Genomic DNA, 20363 nt, shown 5'->3' on the forward strand with positions numbered 1-20363 from the left:
AGGCGATGCTTAGAGGCTATTGATAGCGGACGGTTCAATAAATCCTGCTCTGGCGGCGTCAATCCTCTGTGTGGCGCAAGGCTCGCTCAGCCGTGCGCCAGCCCGGGCTTCTGCTGCAGGGTGCGATTGAACACCTCCACCCAATGGGCGCTGAATTGCTGGCCGGCAAGGTTGTTGATTTCCAGGATGGCGCGTAGCAATGGGCGCTTGCTCAAGGTCTGGTGTGCACGTTCATGGGTCCTTGCGTCAAAGGTGTCGACGATATGCAGGATCAGTGCGCCTGGGGCAATCTCCTTTTCGCGCAGGCCTTTGGGGTAGCCAGAGCCGTCAGCGTGTTCCTGATGCTGGAGGATGATCTCCATGGCTGCTGACCACTCAGGCATGCGTTTGAGCAGGTCGCTGGCCAGGCGTGGGTGGCCTTGCATCATGCGTCGTTCTTCGCGGCTGAAATGGCTTTGCTTGTGCAGAAGCTCCAGCGGCAGGAAGGCCATGCCCAGATCATGCAGGCAGACGGCGGCCGCCAGTTGCTCTGGCTGCTCAGCGTATCCGCCCGCTGCATTGATGCTCAGTGCCAGTTCCAGCAGGCGCAGGTTGCGGCCTCGCCAGTAGGGTGAGCGCTGTTCGGCGGCCTCGGTCAGTGCGCAAAAGAACTGCAGGTCGGGCTGGATCGCGATTGCGTGGCGTGCCAGCAGCGCCGCGCTTGTGCTGGGTTCCACTTCTTCGCTGAGTTGCAGGCGAGTGCTGGGGTCCATCTGCTGCAGCAGCTCGAGACGTACCTCGCTCTGGCGCTCATTCGGCGTCATGGCCAGCGCCTGAAGCGCGCCGCAGAGTCGGCTGACCTGCGTGTTGTCCGGGGCGGCTTCGGCGTCGCCCAGTGCCTGAGCGACCAGGGCGCGAAGATGGTCGAGGCTGAGCAGCAGTATGTCCCCGAGCAGGCTGTCGAAGGTCAGGCGGCCCGAGCGCAGGGCATCGAGTACGTCCTCCATGGCTTGTGGCAGCGGCATCAGCTCGTTGAGCTCGACGTAACCAAGATTGCCCTTGAGCGTATGAATCAGGCGAAACAGCTCGCGCAACCGTTCCGTGCTCTTTGGCGCTCGCTCCAGTTCGATCAGCAGTTGCTCGCAGCGGGGAAACTGCTCGGCGGCGTCAAGGCGAAAATCTTCCAGCAGATCGCTGGACAGGTCGCTGCGATGGGGGTGGGTCATGGTCGTTCTCCTGGCAGGAGGCGCCCTTCATTATAGAAGCCATCTGCCGAGCGGCTGCGTCATGACGATTTACGCTATATAATCCCGCTCTTTATCGAAGCGCGGCGTACGGTTGGACGTTCGCCGTGGTGTAGCTCCTGCCCAGGGCGCTGGGGGCTGCCTGACCTATCCAAGACCTTAGAGAAGCGAAACACGATCATGATGCGCAGCCACTATTGCGGCCAGTTGAACGAGAGCCTGGATGGCCAGGAAATCACCCTTTGCGGCTGGGTACATCGTCGCCGTGACCATGGCGGGGTGATCTTCCTCGATATCCGTGATCGTGAAGGTCTGGCCCAGGTGGTGTTCGATCCTGATCGTGCCGATACCTTCGCCAAGGCTGACCGCGTGCGCAGCGAATACGTGGTCAAGATCACCGGCAAGGTGCGTCTGCGTCCAGCGGGCGCGGTCAACCCGAACATGGCGTCCGGCGCCATCGAGGTGCTGGGCTATGAGCTGGAAGTGCTCAACGAAGCGGAAACCCCGCCGTTCCCGCTCAATGAGTACACCGACGTTGGCGAAGAAACCCGCCTGCGTTATCGCTTCATCGACCTGCGTCGCCCGGAAATGGCCGAGAAGCTCAAGCTGCGCTCGCGCATCACCTCGAGCATCCGTCGCTACCTCGACGACAACGGCTTCCTCGACGTGGAAACACCGATTCTGACTCGCGCCACCCCGGAAGGTGCGCGCGACTATCTGGTGCCGAGCCGTACCCACGCCGGCAGCTTCTTCGCCCTGCCGCAGTCGCCGCAGCTGTTCAAGCAACTGCTGATGGTCGCCGGCTTCGACCGCTACTACCAGATCGCCAAGTGCTTCCGCGACGAAGACCTGCGCGCTGATCGTCAGCCGGAATTTACCCAGATCGACATCGAGACCAGCTTCCTCGATGAAAAAGACATCATGGACATCACCGAGACCATGGTGCGCAACCTGTTCAAGGAAGTGCTGGATGTCGAGTTCGGCGAGTTGCCGCACATGACTCTGGCCGAAGCCATGCGCCGCTTCGGTTCGGACAAGCCGGACCTGCGTATCCCGCTGGAACTGGTTGATGTTGAAGATCAGCTCAAGGACGTCGAATTCAAGGTCTTCGCCGGTCCGGCCAACGACCCGAAATGCCGCGTCACCGCGCTGCGCGTACCAGGCGGGGCGAGCATGCCGCGCAAGCAGATCGACGACTACACCAAGTTCGTCGGCATCTACGGTGCCAAGGGCCTGGCCTATATCAAGGTCAACGAGCGCGCTGCCGGCGTTGACGGTTTGCAGTCGCCGATCGTCAAGAATATCCCGCTGGACAACATCAATGTCATCCTCGACCGTGTGGGCGCTGTCGATGGCGATATCGTGTTCTTCGGTGCCGACAAGGCCAAGATCGTCAGCGAGGCCCTGGGCGCGCTGCGCATCAAGCTCGGTCATGACCTCAACCTGCTGACCTGCGAGTGGGCGCCGCTGTGGGTCGTCGACTTCCCGATGTTCGAGGAAAACGACGACGGCAGCCTGACCGCCATGCACCACCCGTTCACCTCGCCGAGCTGCAGCCCCGAGGAACTGGAGGCCAACCCGTCTGCCGCGCTGTCGCGCGCCTACGACATGGTGCTCAACGGTACCGAACTGGGTGGCGGCTCCATCCGTATTCACGACAAGGCCATGCAGCAGACCGTGTTCCGTGTGCTCGGCATCAGCGAAGAAGAGCAGCAGGAGAAGTTCGGCTTCCTGCTCGATGCACTGAAGTACGGTGCACCGCCCCATGGCGGCCTGGCCTTCGGCCTGGATCGACTGGTGATGCTGATGACCGGTGCCAGCTCGATCCGCGAAGTGATCGCCTTCCCGAAAACCCAGAGCGCGGCCTGCGTCATGACTCAGGCGCCGGGCATCGTCGACAACAAGTCGCTGCGCGAGCTGCATATCCGCCTGCGCGAGCAAGCCAAGGCCGAATAAGCCTGCAAAAGAAGCCTGGTGATCCCAGGCTTCTTCGTTATGGGGTGGAGAGACTCAAATGCTTACGCCCCGGCAATTGTGAAACCTTATAGATGGAGTGAGTTATGGCTGGTCATTCCAAATGGGCCAACATCAAGCACCGCAAGGGGCGTCAGGACGCCAAGCGCGGCAAGATCTTCACCAAGCTGATTCGTGAGCTGACGGTCGCCGCCAAGCACGGCGGCCCGATTCCGGCGGACAACCCGCGTCTGCGTCTGGCGGTGGACAAGGCGCTGACCAACAACATGTCGCGTGACGTGATCGATCGCGCCATCGCCCGTGGTGCCGGCAACAACGAAGCCGACAACGTCGTCGAGTTCAGCTACGAAGGTTACGCACCGAGCGGCGTGGCGATCATCGTCGAGGTGATGACCGATAACCGCAATCGCACCGCTGCCGAAGTGCGCCATGCCTTCACCAAGTGCGGTGGCAATCTGGGGACTGACGGTTCGGTCGCCTACATGTTCGACCGCAAGGGGCAGATCAGCTTTGCGCCGGGTGTCGATGAAGATGCCCTGATGGAAGCAGCGCTGGAAGCCGGTGCCGACGACGTGGAAATGGGCGAGGACGGTTCGGGCCTGGTGTCGACCAGCTTCACCGAGTTCCATGCCGTCAACGAAGCACTTAGCGCCGCCGGTTTCAAGGCCGAGGAAGCGGAAATCGCCATGATCCCCTCGATCAGTGCGCCGATTGCCGACCTGGAAACTGCGCAGAAGGTGTTCAAGCTGATCGACATGCTCGAAGACCTGGATGACGTGCAGAACGTCTACCACAACGCCGAAGTCTCCGACGAGATCATGGAGCAGCTCGGTTGAGGCTTGTGGCTTGGATGCGTAGGGTGGGCCGGGCGGCTATCCGCTTCAGCCCACCATGCAGAGCGACCCTGGTGGGCTGAAGCCCGCCCTACGCCCTGGATGGCGTGCAGAACGTCTACCACAATGCCGAAGTACCCCGACGAGATCATGGAGCAGCTCGGTTGAAGCAGCTTGTCGCGCGGATGCAATCCGGGACGGTTTCGTAGGGCGGGGGAACCCCGCCAAGCTGATGACGGCGGGTTACAGCCGCCCCACCAATGAAAAGGCCGGAAGCGCTGCACAGCGCTTCCGGCTTTTTTCATCAGGCTGACCGGCTGGCAGATGACGCCGACGAGGGCGCCCCGTATACTCGCCAACTGGATAAATAGACAGTTGCCGATATGACCCTGATTCTAGGCATCGACCCGGGTTCGCGTATTACCGGCTATGGCGTGGTGCGCGATACCGGACGCGGTTGCGAGTACGTGGCGTCGGGCTGCATTCGCACGGGTAACGGGCCGTTGGCCGAGCGTCTGCAGATCGTCTTTCGCGGCGTCAGCGAGGTGATTCGCACCCATGGCCCGGTGACCATGGGCATCGAGCAGGTGTTCATGGCGCGCAATGCCGACTCGGCGCTCAAGCTGGGGCAGGCGCGTGGCGCCGCTATCGTCGCGGCGGTGGAGGCAGGGCTGGAGGTCAGCGAGTACACCGCGACCCAGGTCAAGCAGGCTGTGGTTGGCACCGGGGCGGCGGACAAGCAGCAGGTGCAGATGATGGTCATGCATCTGCTCAAGCTGGTGCAGAAGCCGCAGATCGACGCCTCCGACGCATTGGGCATCGCCCTGTGCCATGCCCATCACCGACAGAGTCTCATTCCCCATGGGCTCGCCGGCGCCAAGCGGCGTGGCGGCCGTCTTCGTTTGTAATCGGATTAAAGGAAAGCAGTGGTGATCGGACGTTTGCGCGGCACCCTGGCGGAGAAGCAGCCGCCGCATTTGCTTCTGGATGTGAATGGCGTCGGTTATGAGCTGGAAGTGCCGATGACGACCCTTTATCGTCTGCCTGCGGTGGGCGAGCCGGTCACCCTGCATGCTCACCTGGTGGTGCGTGAAGATGCTCACCTGCTGTATGGCTTCTTCGAAAAGCGTGAGCGTGAGCTGTTTCGCGAGCTGATTCGCCTCAATGGCGTCGGCCCCAAGCTGGCGCTGGCGCTGATGTCGGGCCTTGAGGTCGACGAGCTGGTGCGCTGCGTGCAGTCTCAGGACACGGCGGCCCTGGTCAAGGTCCCGGGTGTCGGCAAGAAAACCGCCGAGCGTCTGCTGGTCGAGCTCAAGGATCGCTTCAAGGCCTGGGAGTCGATACCGTCCATTGCGCCGTTGGTGGTTGAACCTCAACTGGCTCAGGCAGTCTCAAGCGCGGAGAATGACGCCGTCAGTGCCCTGATATCCCTTGGCTACAAGCCGCAGGAGGCCAGTCGAGCAGTTGCCGTGGTCAAGGAGGACGGTCTGAGCAGTGAAGATTTGATCCGACGCGCGCTGCGCGGCATGGCGTAGGGTGGATGACGCCTTTTTCATCCACCGGTTTTCTGGTGGAAAACGTTGCGCGGTTTTCCCCTGCATCGCAATTCAACGGACTCTTAGTGGAACCCCTCGATGATCGAAGCCGATCGCCTGATTACCTCCAGCCCGCGTGAGCGTGAAGAGCAGCAGGACCGAGCCATTCGTCCGCTGCGCCTGGCTGACTACATCGGTCAGCCAGTGGTGCGTGAGCAGATGGCGCTGTTCATCCAGGCTGCACGGGGCAGGGCGGAAGCGCTCGACCATACGCTGATCTTCGGCCCGCCAGGCCTGGGCAAGACCACCCTGGCCAATATCATCGCCCAGGAAATGGGCAGCTCGATCAAGAGTACCTCCGGCCCGGTGCTCGAGCGCCCGGGTGATCTGGCGGCGCTGCTGACCAATCTGGAAAGCGGCGATGTGCTGTTCATCGATGAAATCCATCGACTTTCGCCAGTGGTCGAGGAAGTGCTGTATCCGGCCATGGAAGACTTCCAGCTCGACATCATGATCGGCGAAGGCCCGGCCGCGCGTTCGATCAAGCTGGATCTGCCGCCGTTCACCCTGGTTGGTGCCACCACCCGTGCCGGCATGCTGACCAACCCGCTGCGTGACCGTTTCGGCATCGTCCAGCGCCTGGAGTTCTACGGCATCGACGACCTGGCCACCATCGTCTCGCGCTCGGCCGGCATTCTCGGCCTGCCCATCGAGGCCAAGGGCGCCTTCGAGATTGCCCGTCGTGCCCGTGGTACGCCGCGTATCGCCAACCGTCTGTTGCGCCGTGTGCGCGATTTTGCCGAGGTGCGCGGTAACGGACAGATCTCCCAGGCCACTGCCGATCAGGCACTGAACCTGCTGGATGTCGACGAGCGTGGCTTCGACCACTCCGATCGACGCCTGCTGCTGGCCATGATCGAGAAGTTCGATGGCGGTCCGGTAGGGCTCGATAGCCTGGCAGCAGCCATCGGCGAGGAGCGTCATACCATCGAGGACGTGCTCGAGCCCTATCTGATTCAGCAGGGCTACATGATGCGCACCCCGCGCGGGCGTGTGGTCACCCGTCACGCCTACCTGCACTTCGGGCTGAACATTCCCAAACGCGCTGGCGAGCAGGCCGGTGGCGATCTTTTCTCGGCAGGTGACGAATGACGAAAAAATTGTTGCCAGGCCGGATTGGCAAGCAGCAAGCCGGGGACTAGAGTATGCGCGCGCCAAACGAAGTGCAGCCGTTCAGCCACCGTTGCCGGGTCTACTACGAGGACACCGACGCGGGCGGCATCGTCTACTACGTCAACTACCTCAAATTCATGGAGCGGGCTCGCACCGAGCGTCTGCGTGAGCTGGGTTATGCCCAGTCGACGCTTGCGGGTGAGGGCCTGTTGTTCGTCGTGCATTCTGCCGAGGCGCGTTATCACGCGCCGGCGCGCCTGGATGACGAACTGGTGATCAGCGCCGATGTGATCGAATTGAACCGTGCCAGCCTGCGTTTTCGTCAACAGGTCAGGCGGGCTGCGGATGATGTGCTGCTCTGCGAAGGGCAGTTTCTGGTGGCCTGTGTGCGCGCCGACAACTTGAAACCCCGGGCCATTCCCGAGAGCCTGCGACACGCGTTCGCCGGGACGCAGGCGCCGGGCTTAATTGCAGCAGGAGAGTAAGCGTGGAAGCTAACGCCGTTGACCATATGTCGATGTGGAGTCTGATCAGTAACGCCAGCTTCGTGGTTCAGCTGGTGATGCTGACCCTGGTGGCCGCTTCGGTCATTTCCTGGGTGATGATCTTCCAGCGCAGTAATTCGATTCGCGCCGCCAAGCGTGCCCTGGACAACTTCGAGGATCGCTTCTGGTCCGGTATCGATCTGTCCAAACTGTATCGCCAGGCGGGTAGCAACCCCGATCCGGATTCCGGTCTGGAACAGATCTTTCGTGCCGGCTTCAAGGAATTCTCCCGCCTGCGTCAGCAGCAGGGCGTTGACCCGGACGCGGTGATGGATGGCGTATCCCGTGCCATGCGCGTGGCCATCTCCCGCGAGGAAGAGAAGCTGGAAACCGCGCTGCCATTTCTCGCCACCGTTGGTTCGACCAGTCCGTACATCGGCCTGTTCGGTACCGTATGGGGCATCATGAACTCCTTCCGCGGCCTGGCTCAGGTGCAGCAAGCCACGCTTGCAACCGTGGCGCCGGGTATCGCCGAGGCGCTGATCGCTACCGCCATCGGCCTGTTCGCGGCGATTCCGGCGGTTATCGCCTACAACCGCTTCTCTGCCCGCAGCGAGATGCTGATCGGTCGTTACTACACCTTCGCCGACGAGTTCCAGGCCATCCTGCACCGCAAAGTGCACACCTCGGAAGACTAAGGCGAGCGAAGAGGACAGGTTCTAACCATGGCGAGAATTCGCAACAGACGCAAACCAGTCGCCGAGATGAACGTGGTGCCCTACATCGACGTGATGTTGGTACTGCTGGTCATCTTCATGGTCACCGCGCCGATGCTCAATCAGGGCGTCAAGGTCGATCTGCCCAAGGTCAGCAGCGAAGCGCTGCCGCAGGACAACGACGCCCAGGTGTTGACCATCTCCATCAAGGCCGACAAGACCTACTACTGGAACATGGGCAGCGAGGTCGACGTGGATACCGAGCAGGAGCGCGCCTCGACCCTAGAGCAGATGACTCAGGCAGTCTCGGCGATCATTGCCGAGAACCGTCGCCAGGGTAAGCAGGTGCAGGTGTTCGTGCGCGGTGATCGCACGGTCGATTACGGCACCGTGATGTCGGCCATGGGTGGTCTGCAGCAGGCCGACGTGGGCAACGTCGGACTGATTACCGAGGCTCCCTGATGCAGCAAGCCGAGCGTTCGCAGTCGGAAAGCTACTTCTGGCCCGTCGTCTGGGCCGTGGGTCTGCACGTCCTGATGTTCGCCATGCTGTTCGTCAGCTTCGCCTTCACGCCAGAACTGCCGCCGGCGCGTCCGGTGGTGCAGGCTACGCTGTACAAGCTGCAGTCACAGAGCCAGGCCACCACGCAGACCACGCAAAAGGTTGCGGGTGAGGCGCAGAAAACCTCAGCACCGCAATTCGAGACCGAACGCCTGGAGCAGAAGAAAGCTGAAGAGCAGAAGGTAGCCGCAGCCAAGAAAGCCGAGGAACAAAAGCAGGCTGAAGAGGCTCGAAAGGCCGAAGCGGCGAAGAAAGCCGAGGCCGAGAAGGCCGCCGAACAGAAACGTCAGGCGGATATCGCCAAGAAGCGCGCCGAGGACGAAGCGAAGAAGAAAGCCGCTGAAGAGGCCAAGAAAAAGGCCGCTGCAGAAGAGGCGAAGAAAAAAGCGGCAGCCGCCGAGGCCGCGAAGAAGAAAGCCGCCGAAGATGCCAAGCGCAAGGCCGAAGATGCAAGGCGCAAGGCTGCCGAGGATCAGAAGGCCGCGGCACTGGCCGAGCTGCTGTCGGATAACGTGCAGAACCAGCAGGCGCTGGCCGAGACACATGGTGATGAGGTCGCCGGCAACCTTGACGACCTGATCATCAAACTGATCACCGAGAACTGGCAGCGACCGATGTCGGCACGCCGAGGCATGAGCGTCGAGCTGCTGATTCAGATGCTGCCTGACGGCACCGTGACCAACGCCAGCGTGTCGCGCTCCAGCGGCGATGCGCCATTCGACAACTCGGCCGTTGCAGCTGTACGTAACGTCGGGCGTATTCCCGAGATGCAACAATTGGATCGCGCTACCTTCGACCGTATGTACAGGCAGCGTCGCGTCATTTTCAAACCGGAGGATTGAGCTCTGTGAATACCCTGATTCGTACCGCCCTGCTGGGGCTGGTCATGCTGGTCGGTAGCGTCCAGGCGGCCGACCCGCTGGTGATTTCCCAAGGCGCTGACCGTGCCACGCCCATCGCCGTCGTGCCCTTTGGCTGGCAGGGCGGTTCGGTGCTGCCTGAAGACATGTCGCAGATCATCGGCAACGATCTGCGCAACTCCGGCTACTTCGAGCCGATCCCGCGGCAAAACATGATCAGCCTGCCGACCCAGGCCAGCGAAGTCATCTACCGTGACTGGAAAGCGCTCGGTGCCCAGTACGTGCTGGTGGGCAACATCGTGCCCAATGGCGGTCGCCTGCAGGTGCAGTACGCACTGTTCAACGTCAACACCGAGCAGCAGGTCATGACCGGCAATGTCGGCGGTGGCACCGATCAGCTGCGTGACATGGCTCACCATATCGCCGACCAGTCGTTCGAGAAGCTCACCGGCGTCAAGGGTGCGTTCTCCACGCGCCTGCTCTATGTCACTGCCGAGCGCATGGGGACCAACAATACCCGTTACACCCTGCAGCGTTCCGACTACGACGGTGCCCGTGCGGTGACCCTGCTGCAATCGCGCGAGCCGATCTTGTCGCCGTCGTTCGCGCCGGATGGCCGTCGCATCACCTACGTGTCGTTCGAGCAACGTCGCCCGCGCATCTTCGTGCAGCACATCGATACCGGTCGCCGCGAGCAGATCACCAACTTCGAAGGCCTCAACGGCGCTCCGGCCTGGTCGCCGGATGGCAACCGCCTGGCCTTCGTGCTGTCCAAGGACGGCAATCCGGAAATCTATGTGATGGATATGGGCAGCCGGCAGATGCGCCGCGTCACCAACCATTACGCGATCGATACCGAACCCTTCTGGGGCAAGGATGGTCAGACCCTTTACTTCACCTCGGATCGTGCGGGTAAGCCGCAGATCTACAAGACCAACATCAATAGCGGGGCAGTGGAGCGAGTGACCTTCGTCGGTAACTACAACGCCAACCCGAAATTGTCGGCGGATGAAAAGACCCTGGTGATGATCCATCGTCAGGATGGTTTTACCGTGTTCAAGGTGGCTGCGCAGGACCTGGAAACCAACCGTTTGCGTATTCTTTCAGACACAAGTTTGGATGAGTCGCCCACTGTTGCGCCCAATGGCGCCATGCTAATCTACGCCACCCGCCAGCAGGGCCGGGGAGTCTTGATGTTAGCGTCCACCAATGGACGTGTGAGGCTCCCTCTTCCTACCGCTCAAGGCGAAGTTCGAGAGCCTTCTTGGTCCCCTTACCTGAACTGATGCGGCGTTACACCTATATTGCTTAACACAACTGGGGTTCATTAGGAGTTACATGATGGAAATGCTGAAATTCGGTAAGTTCGCTGCACTGTCCCTGGCTCTCGCTGTTGCCGTAGGTTGCTCCTCCAAAGGCGGCGACGCTGCTGGTGAAGGTGCTGTTGACCCGAACGCTGGTTACGGTGCCAACACTGGCGCTGTTGACAGCAGCCTGAGCGAAGAAGCTGCTCTGCGCGCTATCACCACCTTCTACTTCGAGTACGACAGCTCCGACCTGAAGGCCGAAGCCATGCGCGCTCTGGACGTACACGCCAAGGACCTGAAAGGCAACGGCGCTCGCGTCGTTCTGGAAGGCCACGCTGACGAGCGCGGTACCCGTGAGTACAACATGGCGCTGGGCGAGCGTCGTGCCAAGGCCGTTCAGCGTTACCTGGTTCTGCAAGGCGTTTCCCCGGCTCAGCTGGAGCTGGTTTCCTACGGCGAAGAGCGTCCGGTTGCCACTGGCAACGACGAGCAGTCCTGGGCTCAGAACCGTCGCGTAGAGCTGCGTAAGTAAGCTGCCATGCGAGATTGCCGCCGTATCCTGACCCTTCTGACACTCGCCTTGCCGCTCGCGGCAATGGCGGAGGTTCCCGTACTGGAAAGCAGCTCCATGCAACAGGGCAGCAGCTATCCACCGGCGGGTTATGGTACGGCCGGCGCCTCTGCCGGAGCGGGTGCGCAAGCACCCGCTTCTGCGCAGGGTATGCTGTTCAACCAGCTCCAGCAGATGCAGCAGGAAATTGCGCAACTGCGTGGCATGGTCGAGGAGCAGCAAAATGAAATCCAGCGCCTCAAGCAGGAAGGCCTGGAGCGTTACCAGGATCTGGACCAACGCATTTCTTCCGGTGTTGCTGCCGGTGGAGCTCCTGCACAGCATTCAGCCGATGGCGCGGTAAGCGCCAATGGCACCCCGACGCCCCCTGCAGCGCAGCAGCAGGCCAGCGCCGAGCCGGGTGATCCGGCCAAGGAAAAACTCTACTACGACGCCGCCTTTGACCTGATCAAGGCCAAGGATTTCGACAAGGCCTCGCAGGCATTCGCAGCCTTTCTCAATCGCTATCCCAACAGCCAGTACGCAGGTAACGCGCAGTACTGGTTGGGCGAAGTGAATCTGGCCAAGGGCGACCTGCAGGCAGCCGGCCAGGCCTTCGCCAAGGTCAGCCAGGCCTATCCGAGCCACGCCAAGGTACCGGATTCACTGTTCAAGCTGGCCGATGTCGAGCGTCGCCTGGGTCACAACGACAAGGCCCGTGGCATCCTTCAGCAAGTCATCGCGCAGTACCCGGGTAGCTCGGCCGCTCAACTGGCCCAGCGTGATCTGCAGCGGCTGTAAGCCGTACGTTGACGAAAAACCCGCGCCCGTCGCGGGTTTTTCTTATCTGGCATCGCGTGATCCATTAGAATGCGCGGCGGCTCAGGTGGCAGGGTTTCAGCTCGGCTGATGTCCTTGTCGCCGCGCCTTGTCGAACGTCGGCCGCTGCCGGCGTTCCTGTCTTTCCACGCAACGGAGGCGGATGGCCTGTTTCGTCATCACGCTCGTGGCTACCATGCAAGAAACCCTGCGCATCACCGAGATTTTCTATTCGCTGCAGGGGGAGACGCGTACCGCTGGCTTGCCAACGGTATTCGTGCGCCTTACCGGCTGTCCCCTGCGCTGTCAGTACTGTGATACCGCCTATGCCTTCAGTGGTGGCGAAATCGTCACGCTGGACAGCGTCCTCGACCAAGTGGCCGCCTATCGCCCGCGTTACGTCTGTGTCACCGGCGGTGAGCCGCTGGCTCAGCCCAACTGCATTGCCTTGCTCACGCGCCTGTGCGACGCCGGCTACGAGGTATCGCTGGAAACCAGTGGCGCGCTCGATGTTTCTGCGGTCGATCCCCGGGTCAGCAAGGTGCTGGATCTGAAGACGCCTGGCTCTGCCGAAGTGCAGCGCAATCGCTACGAGAACATCCAGTGGCTGACACGCAACGATCAGGTCAAGTTCGTTATCTGCTCGCGCGAGGACTACGACTGGGCGGTATCCAAGCTGATCGAGTACGACCTGGCTGGCCGAGCCGGCGAAGTGCTGTTCTCGCCCAGTCACAAACAGGTCGATGCGCGTGCGCTGGCCGATTGGATCGTGACCGACAACCTGCCAGTACGCCTGCAGTTGCAGCTGCACAAGATTCTCTGGAACGATGAGCCGGGACACTGAACATGAACGACAAGAAAGCAGTCATCCTCCTTTCCGGCGGCCTGGACTCGGCCACCGTGGTAGCCATGGCCAAGGCCGAGGGTTACAGCTGCTACAGCATGAGTTTCGATTACGGCCAGCGCCATCGCGCCGAGTTGCAGGCAGCCGAGCGTGTGGCGCGGCAGTTGGGTGTAGTCGAGCACAAGGTGATCGGCCTGAACCTCAACGGCATCGGCGGTTCGGCGTTGACCGACAGCAGCATCGCCGTGCCGGAGTCCCCGACCGAGGGCATTCCTGCGACCTATGTGCCGGCGCGCAATACCGTGTTTCTGGCGCTCGCACTGGGCTGGGCCGAGGTGCTCGATGCGCGCGAGATCTTCATTGGCGTCAACGCAGTGGATTACTCGGGCTACCCGGATTGCCGCCCCGAGTTCGTCGACGCCTTCGAGCGTATGGCCAACCTGGCGACCAAGGCGGGTGTGGAGGGGCAGGGCTTCACCATTCGCGCGCCGCTGCAGCAGATGAGCAAGGGTGAGATCATCCAGGCTGGTATGCGCCTGGGTGTCGATTATGCGCTCACGGTCTCCTGCTACCAGGCCGATGATGATGGCCGCGCCTGTGGCAAGTGTGACAGCTGCCGCCTGCGTGCAGCTGGTTTCGCCGCAGCCGGTGTGCCTGATGCAACGCGCTACTTCTGAAAAAGTTTTCGTGAAGTGTTGATTTCCTGAATTAAATCAGTATCATGCGCCTCGCGTTGGGTCGTTAGCTCAGTTGGTAGAGCAGTTGGCTTTTAACCAATTGGTCGTAGGTTCGAATCCTACACGACCCACCAGATCTAAAAGGGTGGCTGCAACCTGTCATACACTGTACGCCTAGGGCCCGCTTGTGGTGAAAACAGTTTGGTTGCAGGCTCTCGACTCATACAGAAAGTCCGACTGAAAAGTCGGACTTTTTCGTTTCTGGGACTCAGAAGCCTTCTGTCTTCGCGCGCAAGCGAAGCCTTGGATCCTCACCAAGCTGTGTGCATTCGTACAATTTGACGCCAGGCGCCTGTGCGAACGAGCCCGGCGACACCCCCTTCAGCCCAGGGGCCAGCCTTTTCACCCAGCAAGCGTGGCGCAATGTCAGGCAGGAGCTCGTCGACTAATCCGGCCCTGATCAGCGCTCCGCCCAGGCGAGCCCGCGCTTCGACGAACAGGTCGTGGACGGAGCGCTTGCAAAGCGCCTTCATCAACTCCTACAGCATCTCGTGATCGTCGCTGGCCAGATGATTCAGCCCTCACCCAGGACACAGCCTACATGAGGTTTGGGGGCTGTAACGTCCCCGCTTAGCCAGCTCCAGAGCAGCGCCGACAATTCATCGCGATGATCGATGCTTGCGCTGGTGAGGCCGGGCAGGGCGCTTTGTGCCTAGGGGGCGATTTCCCCTTCAGGCTGCCGTTTCAGGGTTGCGCCTCGATGGGGTACAAATGCCCATCGTAGGAGCTGGCGATGAACGCCTGCGTCTCCGGTGAGTAGGTGATGCAAGAGATGCCGCTGGTGGTCGGTTTGCGCTGGGTGATCCAGCGCTGTGTTTCCAGGTCGAATAACGCCACCGTACCACCATAGCTGCCGGTGGCGATCAGCTTACGATCCGGCGAAGCAGCGATGCATTTCACCGAATGCAGATGCGGGGTTTTGAATACTTCGCTCTTGCCGGTACGCCACAAGCGCAGCTTGAGATCCCGGCCCACGCTGGCGAACCCACCATCGATGGTGGTGCAAGCATTGGAGATGCGTTCATGGGCAAGCTCGCTATAGGCGTGTTCGGTGAAATCGGAAATTCGGTGGAATGCGGCGGCCCTGTTGGCGCAAACGCTGAAGAGGAACTCTTCGTCGGCGGATATGCCTTTGATGGCGTTATCGTGCATCAGGATCTCGCTCTGATAGGCCACCTCGCCCTCGTGATTTAGGGCAAACACCAGGGCTTCACCCGTGTAGGTGCCGATTGTCGCGTGCGGCTGGCCGTCACGAAGGAATGCTGCGCCGCAGTTGAGTGGCGAGCGATGCTGATAAATCAGCTTGCCGGTCACCGCATCGAACACCTGGCCCATCTGGCCGCCGGTGAGAACGGCGTCTTCAAACGGCAGCAGGAAGTTGCACAAGCTGCCGATCAGTGTGCTCGGCTTGCCGTTCACCATGAGCAGGCCGGCGTCACCGATCGCGTAGGTATCGCCCTGATGCACGAGAACGGCATTGAGGCTGATGGCCTGCTCGATGCCTGCGAGCTCCCACTCGTTAGTGATGTGATTCCATACAGCGTATGACGAGCCGAAGGTGACGAAGGCGATACGCCGCTCGCCCAGGAAGGTGCAGCTTCGCGGCCAGATGAGGTTGGGTAGAGAGCTCTCGGCGAGCTTTCTCAATTGACCGTGCTCGAGTGCCTGCCAGAGAACCACCGAGCGATCATAGCTGAGACTGATCAGCTGGCGTTTCTGGTCGTCCCAGACGACTCGCTTGATACCCGCAGCATGGGCCTGATGACAATGCTTGCCCGCCTTGTCGATGACGGTCAGGCGTCCTTTGTCGTCACCCGCGAAGATAGTGCCGTCACTGGTCAGGGCTATGGTATCGGTTTCCACGCCGCCCAAATCGATGTTCTCGATGTGGACGCCGCTCTGAACGTCCCAGCGGCGAATGGTGCCGTCGTCGCTGCTGGAAATCAGGCTGGCACCGTCGGCGGCCCAGCTCACCGAGATGACATCGGCCTCGTGGCCGCGTAGCACATGACGGCATTGGCCGCTGGCGACATCGAACAGGCGGATGGTGTGGTCGCGTGAGCAGGTGGAGACAGTGTCGCCGGCTGGGTTGAAGACGGCCATTTCGACATCGTCCTCGTGTCCGATGAGCGCAGCTTTCAAACGCATGCTCGGGACTTCCCAGATACGGGCGCTGTAGTCGCTGCTGGCACTAACCAGAAGCCTGCCGTCCTGGCTGAAGGCGCATTGATTGGCGAGGTGATCGTGGAAGACCTGATGGATGGCTTGCTTGGTTTGAGCGTCCCACAGGATGACTTGATTGTCATAACCTGCGGTGGCGATGTAGCGCTCCTGGTAACTGGCGATACCGCTGATCGGGGCGAAATGTTTCATCACAGAACTCCTCGCATATCAAACCGAAAGATCGAGTTTGATGGTGTGATTTTTTTTCTGGGCCTTGGCCAGCAGATAGTTACGGTTGTGCTCGGTCACGAAGATTCCCGTTGGAATCACCTCGTCAATCTGCAATCCGAATGCTTGCAAGGCTTCGACTTTTTCCGGGTTGTTGGTCATCAAGCGACAGCGCTTCACACCCAGTGCTGTGAGCATCTGCGCAGCAGCGGTGAAATTGCGACCGTCATCGGGGAAGCTCAGTTGGCGATTGGCCTCGAAGGTATCCAGACCGCCATCCTGAAGGCGATAAGCGGCCAGCTTGGCGTTACAGCCCGATACCCCGTCCCTCCTGGCGTAGATAGAGCAGTACGCCGCCCTCTTCGGTCATCCGCTCAAGGGCTTCGTGCAACTGGGCACCGCAGTCGCAGCGATGGGAGCCGAAAATGTCGCCCGTCAGGCATTCGGAGTGAATTCTGACCAGAGGCGATTCTTGTTCCAGAGAGCCCATGACGATAGCGACATGTTCTTCGGGTGTTTCAAATCCATCGAAGGAAAAGAACTTTCCTACATAGCCATTGGAAAGGATGGGGATTTCGACGAAGTTCTTTACATGGCATGCGCACATGGCGAATCTCTCATGAAGCAGGGAACGGACTATTGGCTGTCTGGCTCAGAGACTCTCAGCAAGGCGCAAGCCCATCACGTAGATAGCTCTGGGAAACTTTCCATGACGTCTCGTGGAGCGCGCTAGATCCCGGAAACGGGAAAAGCTCCCGCCACGGGCGATCCGATGGGGGCCCACGACACAGAGCAGATCGTCGGTTACCCGTTCTCCTCCAGGGTAGGGGCGGTAGTCGTCGGCGACGTATTCCTCGACATTGCCGGCCATGTCCAGGCAACCAAAGGGTGAGGCGCCGCAGGCGAACATGCCTACAGGGGTGGTATGCAACAGGCCGGCCTCGGCAGTATTCGCATGATCCGCCAAGAAGCGCTCTCCCCAGGGGTACTCGAGGTTCCCTGGCCCGGCAGAGGCGTACTCCCATTCAGCTTCGCTGGGCAGACGAAAGGACCGTCCGGTCTTCTCCGCCACCCAGTCGGCATAGCAGTCAGCATCCTCAGCACGCAAACCGCTGACCGGATGATTGGCCTGCTCAGCGGGATAGCGCCCGAGAAACCAGCTGTCAGGTATACGCTGCTCGCCACTTTCCCGTAGAAAGATTCGATACTCCAGATTGGTTACCGGATAACGTGCGATCCGGTACGGCTCGAGGTGCACGCGATGGCGTGGTGTCTCCTTGATGATCCATCTGCGATCGAGATTGAGATCCGCCAACTGATCCATGACAGCGTCCAGCTCGGTGGTATCCAGGCCTATGTACACCTCACCGGCAGGCACATCGATCATCTGTGGCGCCAACGGATCCAGACGTGGATCACCGTACAAGGCGAGCAGGCGCCCGGCCTCATGTCGCCGTGCCAGTGGCTCGTCTTGGCTTTCCAGCAGTGCTACCAGGCGCTCGGTATTGAGCTGGGCCAGGGCACGGAATTCATCTACCGGTAGAAGCAGTTCACGCGTGGTGGTGTAAGCGTCGGGAAGCCCCAGCAACGCTCGATCACTTAGTTTCGGCGAGGCTTTTGCCAAGAAAGGGGGGGAGTGGAAATGCTTTTCCATTGCCATCTTATCGCGCCTATTGAATTGAATTCAGACACCGGCGGTGGTTTAAAGCCGGCCGCTCAAACCGGTCTGCAGGCAGTTATCCTGGAATCTGTCCCAAAAGCCCGGGGTATAACGTTTGATATCGCTCTCGAGGAGCAAGGGTTTTTGCCAATGCACATCGCGAAGTCCAGCGTCGACCATTACCGCTTCATAGTCTTCACGGCGCCAGCGGAAGAAGGTAAAGGGGCTGGGTGGGATGGTGACGAACTCGGCCTGATGGCGAAATCCTTCGGCCCAAGGCTCTTCGGTCAGAACATTGACTCCGTAACGGGTGAAGTTTCCATTGGCCAACTGGAAGTCCGGTTCGACCGTATAGGCAACCAGGCGTCCTGAAGGTTTCAAGTTGTTTACCACGGTTTTGAACATCTTTCTCATGTCGTCTAGGGAATCGGCATAATTGAACAGCCACGCCGCCATTACCATGTCAAACTTTCCGAACGACTCCATGTTGCATACATTTCGGACATGGAATTCAATAGCGTCGCCATTCTCGCTAGACTTCTTGCGCGCAAGGTCGATCATTTTTTCCGAAATATCCACGCCGACCACTCTACTTGCTTCTTTTTCGAGCAGTTCGCGGCCGAAATAGCCATATCCGCAGGCAAGATCCAGAACGCTCTGGCCTTTCACATCCCCTGCCATATGCATCAGTGTTCGTACTTCAACCGCACGTTGAGCAGCGGTGTCGGTAAAACTCTCGAAGAGGCCGCCGATCAAGTCGTAGGTTGATTTGTTTTTCATCTGAAGTATCTCTTGTAATGGCGTTGAATATTAATGGTCAGTTCTCTTTAGGGTAGATTGCAATGATTTAAGAAAAGGAGGCGCTAGGGTGTAGTGTCAAAGGGCTTGTTAGTGAGCTCTTGGGCAGACCGCTAGTTGGGGTGAAGTAATTTATAGTACGAATGTGTATAGGGGAGTTTTCGGGAGCGGTCCAATTCTTTTGCTGCATCATGAATATTCTTACGGCGAATCAAGTGTTGGTTGAATCGCAAGGTAAATGAGCGATTGCGAGGCGTCGGAGTTGCACGGCAGGATGAGGGGGTTAATGGCGGGATACGCTGCTCGAGTAAGCGCTCATTGATGATCTACGGCGCTGAAATGGCGAAGACTAGTGTAGATGTGCAGCGATCTAATCTATATCCATATTTAACTCAGTCACGATTCGCCGTGCGTATGATCATCTGTCGTAGCCACGAATGCGCGGGATCGCCCTCCCGGCGCTGATGCCAGATCAGGTCGAAGTGGAAAGGCTCTATCACCAGCGGTGGCTCGAACACTCTAAGTCGTGGATCCATGCCAGCCGACTCGAGGCTGCGTCGGGCCACGGTAAGGATTAGATCGGTGCCGACAATCAGTTCGTTTGCCACACCCCAATGCGGCAGGATCATGGCTATTCGCCTGTGCAAATTCTCCCGCGCAAGCGCACGGTCGATTTCGTTGTCGTTACCCGAGCGCATGGCCACTAGCACGTGCGGACGTGCCAGCCATGAGTCCCGATCAATTACGCCACTTTCCGGCAGGGTCGAGACGTCGGCGAGGCAGGCGAAACGTTCGACGAAAAGCGTGCGCATGCGCAACTTGTCCGAGTTTTGCCCTGGGAAGACGCCGAGGGCCATATCCGTTTCACCATCCATCACATCGGCCAGCATCGATTCCCGGCTGGCCTGGCTGACGACGAGATCGATACCGGGCGCGATGGTGCGTAGCGAGCGTGTCAGTCCAGGTAGCAGCACCCGTGCTCCGTAATCCGACATGGCCAGGCGAAATATCCGCTGTGCGCGGGTCGGATCAAACTGCGGAGGATCCAGCAGCGCCCCCAATTGATCCAGAGAGTCGGTCAAGGGCTGTATAAGCTCGCTCGCTCGTGGCGTCAGTTCAAGCCTGCCCGCGCGTCTGATCAACAGAGGATCATCGAACAACTTGCGTAGATGAGCCAGAGAGTGGCTGATCGCCGGCTGGCTTTTATGCAGGCGCAAAGCAGTTCGTGAGATGTGTTTTTCCAGCAGCAAGGCATGGAGGGTGACCAAGAGATTGAGGTCGATGCGTCTTAGTTTATTCATAGTAAGAATATCCATTAAATAGAATATGAATTTCCATTCGAGATGCTAATGCGTAAAGGTTCTTGCCACGACAATCTATGACACTGGAGTGATCGCATGTCCTCTTCGCTTTCTCTCGCCGGCATGTTACTGGCCCTGGCTGCGTTGATCTCCGGTGCTCTGGTGCCTTTTCAGGCTGGCAGCAACGCGGCGCTGGGGCGCGCACTGGGCCACCCGTTATGGGCAACCGTCGCTTCACTGCTGGTCAGCCTGTGCGTTGTGCTGCCGATCATTTTGGTCACGAGAGCCCCTGCACCGTTGCTCAATCAGGCTGGGGCGTTACCGCTGTGGGCTTGGTTTGGCGGCGTCGCCGGCGTCATCTACATCAGCTCGGCGCTGATGCTGACTCCCCGCTTGGGCGCGACCGGTTTCATCGTCTGTGTCATCGCAGGCCAGATGCTCACTTCCTTGCTGATCGACCACTTCGGTCTGATGGGGCTATCGGTCAAAGAAGCCAGCCTTGGACGCGTCGGCGGTGTCCTGCTGATCTTCGCGGGGATGCTCATGGTGCAGTGGTCCGCTGCCCTCTAGGGCATACCCGCAGCCGTGTCCTTGCA

At 60.0% G+C, this 20363-nt stretch carries 21 protein-coding genes, 1 tRNA gene and 1 pseudogene; 16 read left to right on the forward strand and 7 right to left on the reverse strand.

Annotation, left to right across the window (positions count from 1 at the left end; all coding sequences use genetic code 11):
* Positions 1-86: 86 nt before the first annotated feature.
* Entirely contained in the window at positions 87-1205 is a 1119-nt protein-coding gene (locus ACN0X6_RS00580) for an HD-GYP domain-containing protein (RefSeq protein ID WP_417701229.1), read from the reverse strand.
* A gap of 198 nt (positions 1206-1403) precedes the next feature.
* On the opposite strand from ACN0X6_RS00580, the gene aspS reads away from it, so the two are divergent.
* From aspS to ACN0X6_RS00655, 15 genes are all read left to right on the forward strand, one after another.
* Positions 1404-3179 carry an aspartate--tRNA ligase gene (gene aspS, locus ACN0X6_RS00585; RefSeq protein WP_417701231.1) on the forward strand — a complete coding sequence of 592 codons (1776 nt, stop codon included), beginning with the start codon at positions 1404-1406 and terminating at the stop codon, positions 3177-3179.
* A 104-nt stretch (positions 3180-3283) separates the two neighbouring features.
* A complete protein-coding gene (locus ACN0X6_RS00590) occupies positions 3284-4033 on the forward strand; it encodes a YebC/PmpR family DNA-binding transcriptional regulator (RefSeq protein ID WP_160020681.1) in 750 nt (249 codons plus the stop codon).
* A gap of 380 nt (positions 4034-4413) precedes the next feature.
* Positions 4414-4938 (forward strand): crossover junction endodeoxyribonuclease RuvC, encoded by a 525-nt coding sequence (gene ruvC, locus ACN0X6_RS00595; RefSeq protein ID WP_017361755.1) that lies wholly within the window; start codon positions 4414-4416, stop codon positions 4936-4938.
* A gap of 21 nt (positions 4939-4959) precedes the next feature.
* On the forward strand, positions 4960-5565 hold the full coding sequence (ruvA, locus tag ACN0X6_RS00600; RefSeq protein WP_160020680.1) for a Holliday junction branch migration protein RuvA: 606 nt from the start codon (positions 4960-4962) through the stop codon (positions 5563-5565).
* 99 nt (positions 5566-5664) lie between these two features.
* On the forward strand, positions 5665-6717 hold the full coding sequence (gene ruvB, locus ACN0X6_RS00605) for a Holliday junction branch migration DNA helicase RuvB (protein WP_160020679.1): 1053 nt from the start codon (positions 5665-5667) through the stop codon (positions 6715-6717).
* 53 nt (positions 6718-6770) lie between these two features.
* On the forward strand, positions 6771-7223 hold the full coding sequence (ybgC, locus tag ACN0X6_RS00610; protein ID WP_417701234.1) for a tol-pal system-associated acyl-CoA thioesterase: 453 nt from the start codon (positions 6771-6773) through the stop codon (positions 7221-7223).
* Between the two features lie 2 nt (positions 7224-7225).
* Positions 7226-7921 carry a protein TolQ gene (gene tolQ, locus ACN0X6_RS00615; protein WP_417701236.1) on the forward strand — a complete coding sequence of 232 codons (696 nt, stop codon included), beginning with the start codon at positions 7226-7228 and terminating at the stop codon, positions 7919-7921.
* A 27-nt stretch (positions 7922-7948) separates the two neighbouring features.
* A complete protein-coding gene (gene tolR / locus ACN0X6_RS00620) occupies positions 7949-8401 on the forward strand; it encodes a protein TolR (RefSeq protein ID WP_021488348.1) in 453 nt (150 codons plus the stop codon).
* A complete protein-coding gene (tolA, locus tag ACN0X6_RS00625; protein WP_417701727.1) occupies positions 8398-9342 on the forward strand; it encodes a cell envelope integrity protein TolA in 945 nt (314 codons plus the stop codon). Before tolR ends, tolA begins: the two co-directional genes overlap by 4 nt.
* A 5-nt stretch (positions 9343-9347) precedes the next feature.
* Entirely contained in the window at positions 9348-10646 is a 1299-nt protein-coding gene (gene tolB / locus ACN0X6_RS00630; RefSeq protein WP_417701238.1) for a Tol-Pal system beta propeller repeat protein TolB, read from the forward strand.
* Positions 10647-10701: 55 nt separating this feature from the next.
* Positions 10702-11199, forward strand: coding sequence for a peptidoglycan-associated lipoprotein Pal (gene pal, locus ACN0X6_RS00635; protein WP_160020676.1), 498 nt, complete (start codon positions 10702-10704; stop codon positions 11197-11199).
* Between the two features lie 6 nt (positions 11200-11205).
* Positions 11206-12018 carry a tol-pal system protein YbgF gene (gene ybgF, locus ACN0X6_RS00640; RefSeq protein ID WP_417701240.1) on the forward strand — a complete coding sequence of 271 codons (813 nt, stop codon included), beginning with the start codon at positions 11206-11208 and terminating at the stop codon, positions 12016-12018.
* Between the two features lie 214 nt (positions 12019-12232).
* Positions 12233-12880, forward strand: a complete 648-nt coding sequence (queE, locus tag ACN0X6_RS00645) for a 7-carboxy-7-deazaguanine synthase QueE (RefSeq protein WP_417701242.1) — start codon at positions 12233-12235, stop codon at positions 12878-12880.
* 2 nt (positions 12881-12882) lie between these two features.
* Positions 12883-13557: a 7-cyano-7-deazaguanine synthase QueC gene (gene queC, locus ACN0X6_RS00650; protein ID WP_417701244.1), complete on the forward strand. Its 675-nt coding sequence runs from the start codon at positions 12883-12885 to the stop codon at positions 13555-13557.
* 58 nt (positions 13558-13615) lie between these two features.
* Positions 13616-13691: transfer RNA gene (locus ACN0X6_RS00655), tRNA-Lys, on the forward strand.
* Between the two features lie 177 nt (positions 13692-13868).
* Here the strand turns inward: ACN0X6_RS00655 and ACN0X6_RS00660 are convergent.
* From ACN0X6_RS00660 to ACN0X6_RS00685, 6 genes and pseudogenes are all read right to left on the reverse strand, one after another.
* Positions 13869-14090 carry a dihydrofolate reductase family protein gene (locus ACN0X6_RS00660; protein WP_417701246.1) on the reverse strand — a complete coding sequence of 74 codons (222 nt, stop codon included), beginning with the start codon at positions 14088-14090 and terminating at the stop codon, positions 13869-13871.
* 211 nt (positions 14091-14301) lie between these two features.
* Positions 14302-15990, reverse strand: coding sequence for a WD40 repeat domain-containing protein (locus ACN0X6_RS00665; protein WP_417701248.1), 1689 nt, complete (start codon positions 15988-15990; stop codon positions 14302-14304).
* 18 nt (positions 15991-16008) lie between these two features.
* A pseudogene (locus tag ACN0X6_RS00670) lies at positions 16009-16615 on the reverse strand (GTP cyclohydrolase II).
* 45 nt (positions 16616-16660) lie between these two features.
* Positions 16661-17668: a formylglycine-generating enzyme family protein gene (locus ACN0X6_RS00675; protein ID WP_417701250.1), complete on the reverse strand. Its 1008-nt coding sequence runs from the start codon at positions 17666-17668 to the stop codon at positions 16661-16663.
* A 42-nt stretch (positions 17669-17710) separates the two neighbouring features.
* Complete coding sequence (locus ACN0X6_RS00680; protein ID WP_417701252.1) at positions 17711-18448, reverse strand: class I SAM-dependent methyltransferase; 738 nt, start codon at positions 18446-18448, stop codon at positions 17711-17713.
* Between the two features lie 410 nt (positions 18449-18858).
* A complete protein-coding gene (locus tag ACN0X6_RS00685) occupies positions 18859-19767 on the reverse strand; it encodes a LysR family transcriptional regulator (protein ID WP_417701254.1) in 909 nt (302 codons plus the stop codon).
* 96 nt (positions 19768-19863) lie between these two features.
* Between ACN0X6_RS00685 and ACN0X6_RS00690 the strand changes: the two genes are divergently transcribed.
* Positions 19864-20337 carry a DMT family transporter gene (locus ACN0X6_RS00690; protein ID WP_417701256.1) on the forward strand — a complete coding sequence of 158 codons (474 nt, stop codon included), beginning with the start codon at positions 19864-19866 and terminating at the stop codon, positions 20335-20337.
* Positions 20338-20363: the final 26 nt, after the last annotated feature.

The organism is Pseudomonas sp. (genome assembly GCF_048269965.1).
Classification (GTDB): Bacteria; Pseudomonadota; Gammaproteobacteria; order Pseudomonadales; family Pseudomonadaceae; genus Aquipseudomonas.

What these genes read in the sequence shown, in the direction of transcription:
- queC (WP_417701244.1), top strand. Translation starts at nt 12,883, where the DNA reads ATGAACGACAAGAAAGCAGTCATCCTCCTTTCCGGCGGCCTGGACTCG.
- ybgF (WP_417701240.1), top strand. Translation starts at nt 11,206, where the DNA reads ATGCGAGATTGCCGCCGTATCCTGACCCTTCTGACACTCGCCTTGCCG.
- ACN0X6_RS00590 (WP_160020681.1), top strand. Translation starts at nt 3,284, where the DNA reads ATGGCTGGTCATTCCAAATGGGCCAACATCAAGCACCGCAAGGGGCGT.
- ACN0X6_RS00685 (WP_417701254.1), bottom strand. Translation starts at nt 19,767, where the DNA reads ATGAATAAACTAAGACGCATCGACCTCAATCTCTTGGTCACCCTCCAT.
- queE (WP_417701242.1), top strand. Translation starts at nt 12,233, where the DNA reads ATGCAAGAAACCCTGCGCATCACCGAGATTTTCTATTCGCTGCAGGGG.
- ACN0X6_RS00680 (WP_417701252.1), bottom strand. Translation starts at nt 18,448, where the DNA reads ATGAAAAACAAATCAACCTACGACTTGATCGGCGGCCTCTTCGAGAGT.
- aspS (WP_417701231.1), top strand. Translation starts at nt 1,404, where the DNA reads ATGATGCGCAGCCACTATTGCGGCCAGTTGAACGAGAGCCTGGATGGC.
- ruvB (WP_160020679.1), top strand. Translation starts at nt 5,665, where the DNA reads ATGATCGAAGCCGATCGCCTGATTACCTCCAGCCCGCGTGAGCGTGAA.
- ACN0X6_RS00665 (WP_417701248.1), bottom strand. Translation starts at nt 15,990, where the DNA reads ATGAAACATTTCGCCCCGATCAGCGGTATCGCCAGTTACCAGGAGCGC.
- pal (WP_160020676.1), top strand. Translation starts at nt 10,702, where the DNA reads ATGGAAATGCTGAAATTCGGTAAGTTCGCTGCACTGTCCCTGGCTCTC.
- ybgC (WP_417701234.1), top strand. Translation starts at nt 6,771, where the DNA reads ATGCGCGCGCCAAACGAAGTGCAGCCGTTCAGCCACCGTTGCCGGGTC.
- ACN0X6_RS00690 (WP_417701256.1), top strand. Translation starts at nt 19,864, where the DNA reads ATGTCCTCTTCGCTTTCTCTCGCCGGCATGTTACTGGCCCTGGCTGCG.
- ruvC (WP_017361755.1), top strand. Translation starts at nt 4,414, where the DNA reads ATGACCCTGATTCTAGGCATCGACCCGGGTTCGCGTATTACCGGCTAT.
- tolR (WP_021488348.1), top strand. Translation starts at nt 7,949, where the DNA reads ATGGCGAGAATTCGCAACAGACGCAAACCAGTCGCCGAGATGAACGTG.
- ACN0X6_RS00580 (WP_417701229.1), bottom strand. Translation starts at nt 1,205, where the DNA reads ATGACCCACCCCCATCGCAGCGACCTGTCCAGCGATCTGCTGGAAGAT.
- ACN0X6_RS00660 (WP_417701246.1), bottom strand. Translation starts at nt 14,090, where the DNA reads ATGAAGGCGCTTTGCAAGCGCTCCGTCCACGACCTGTTCGTCGAAGCG.
- ACN0X6_RS00675 (WP_417701250.1), bottom strand. Translation starts at nt 17,668, where the DNA reads ATGGCAATGGAAAAGCATTTCCACTCCCCCCCTTTCTTGGCAAAAGCC.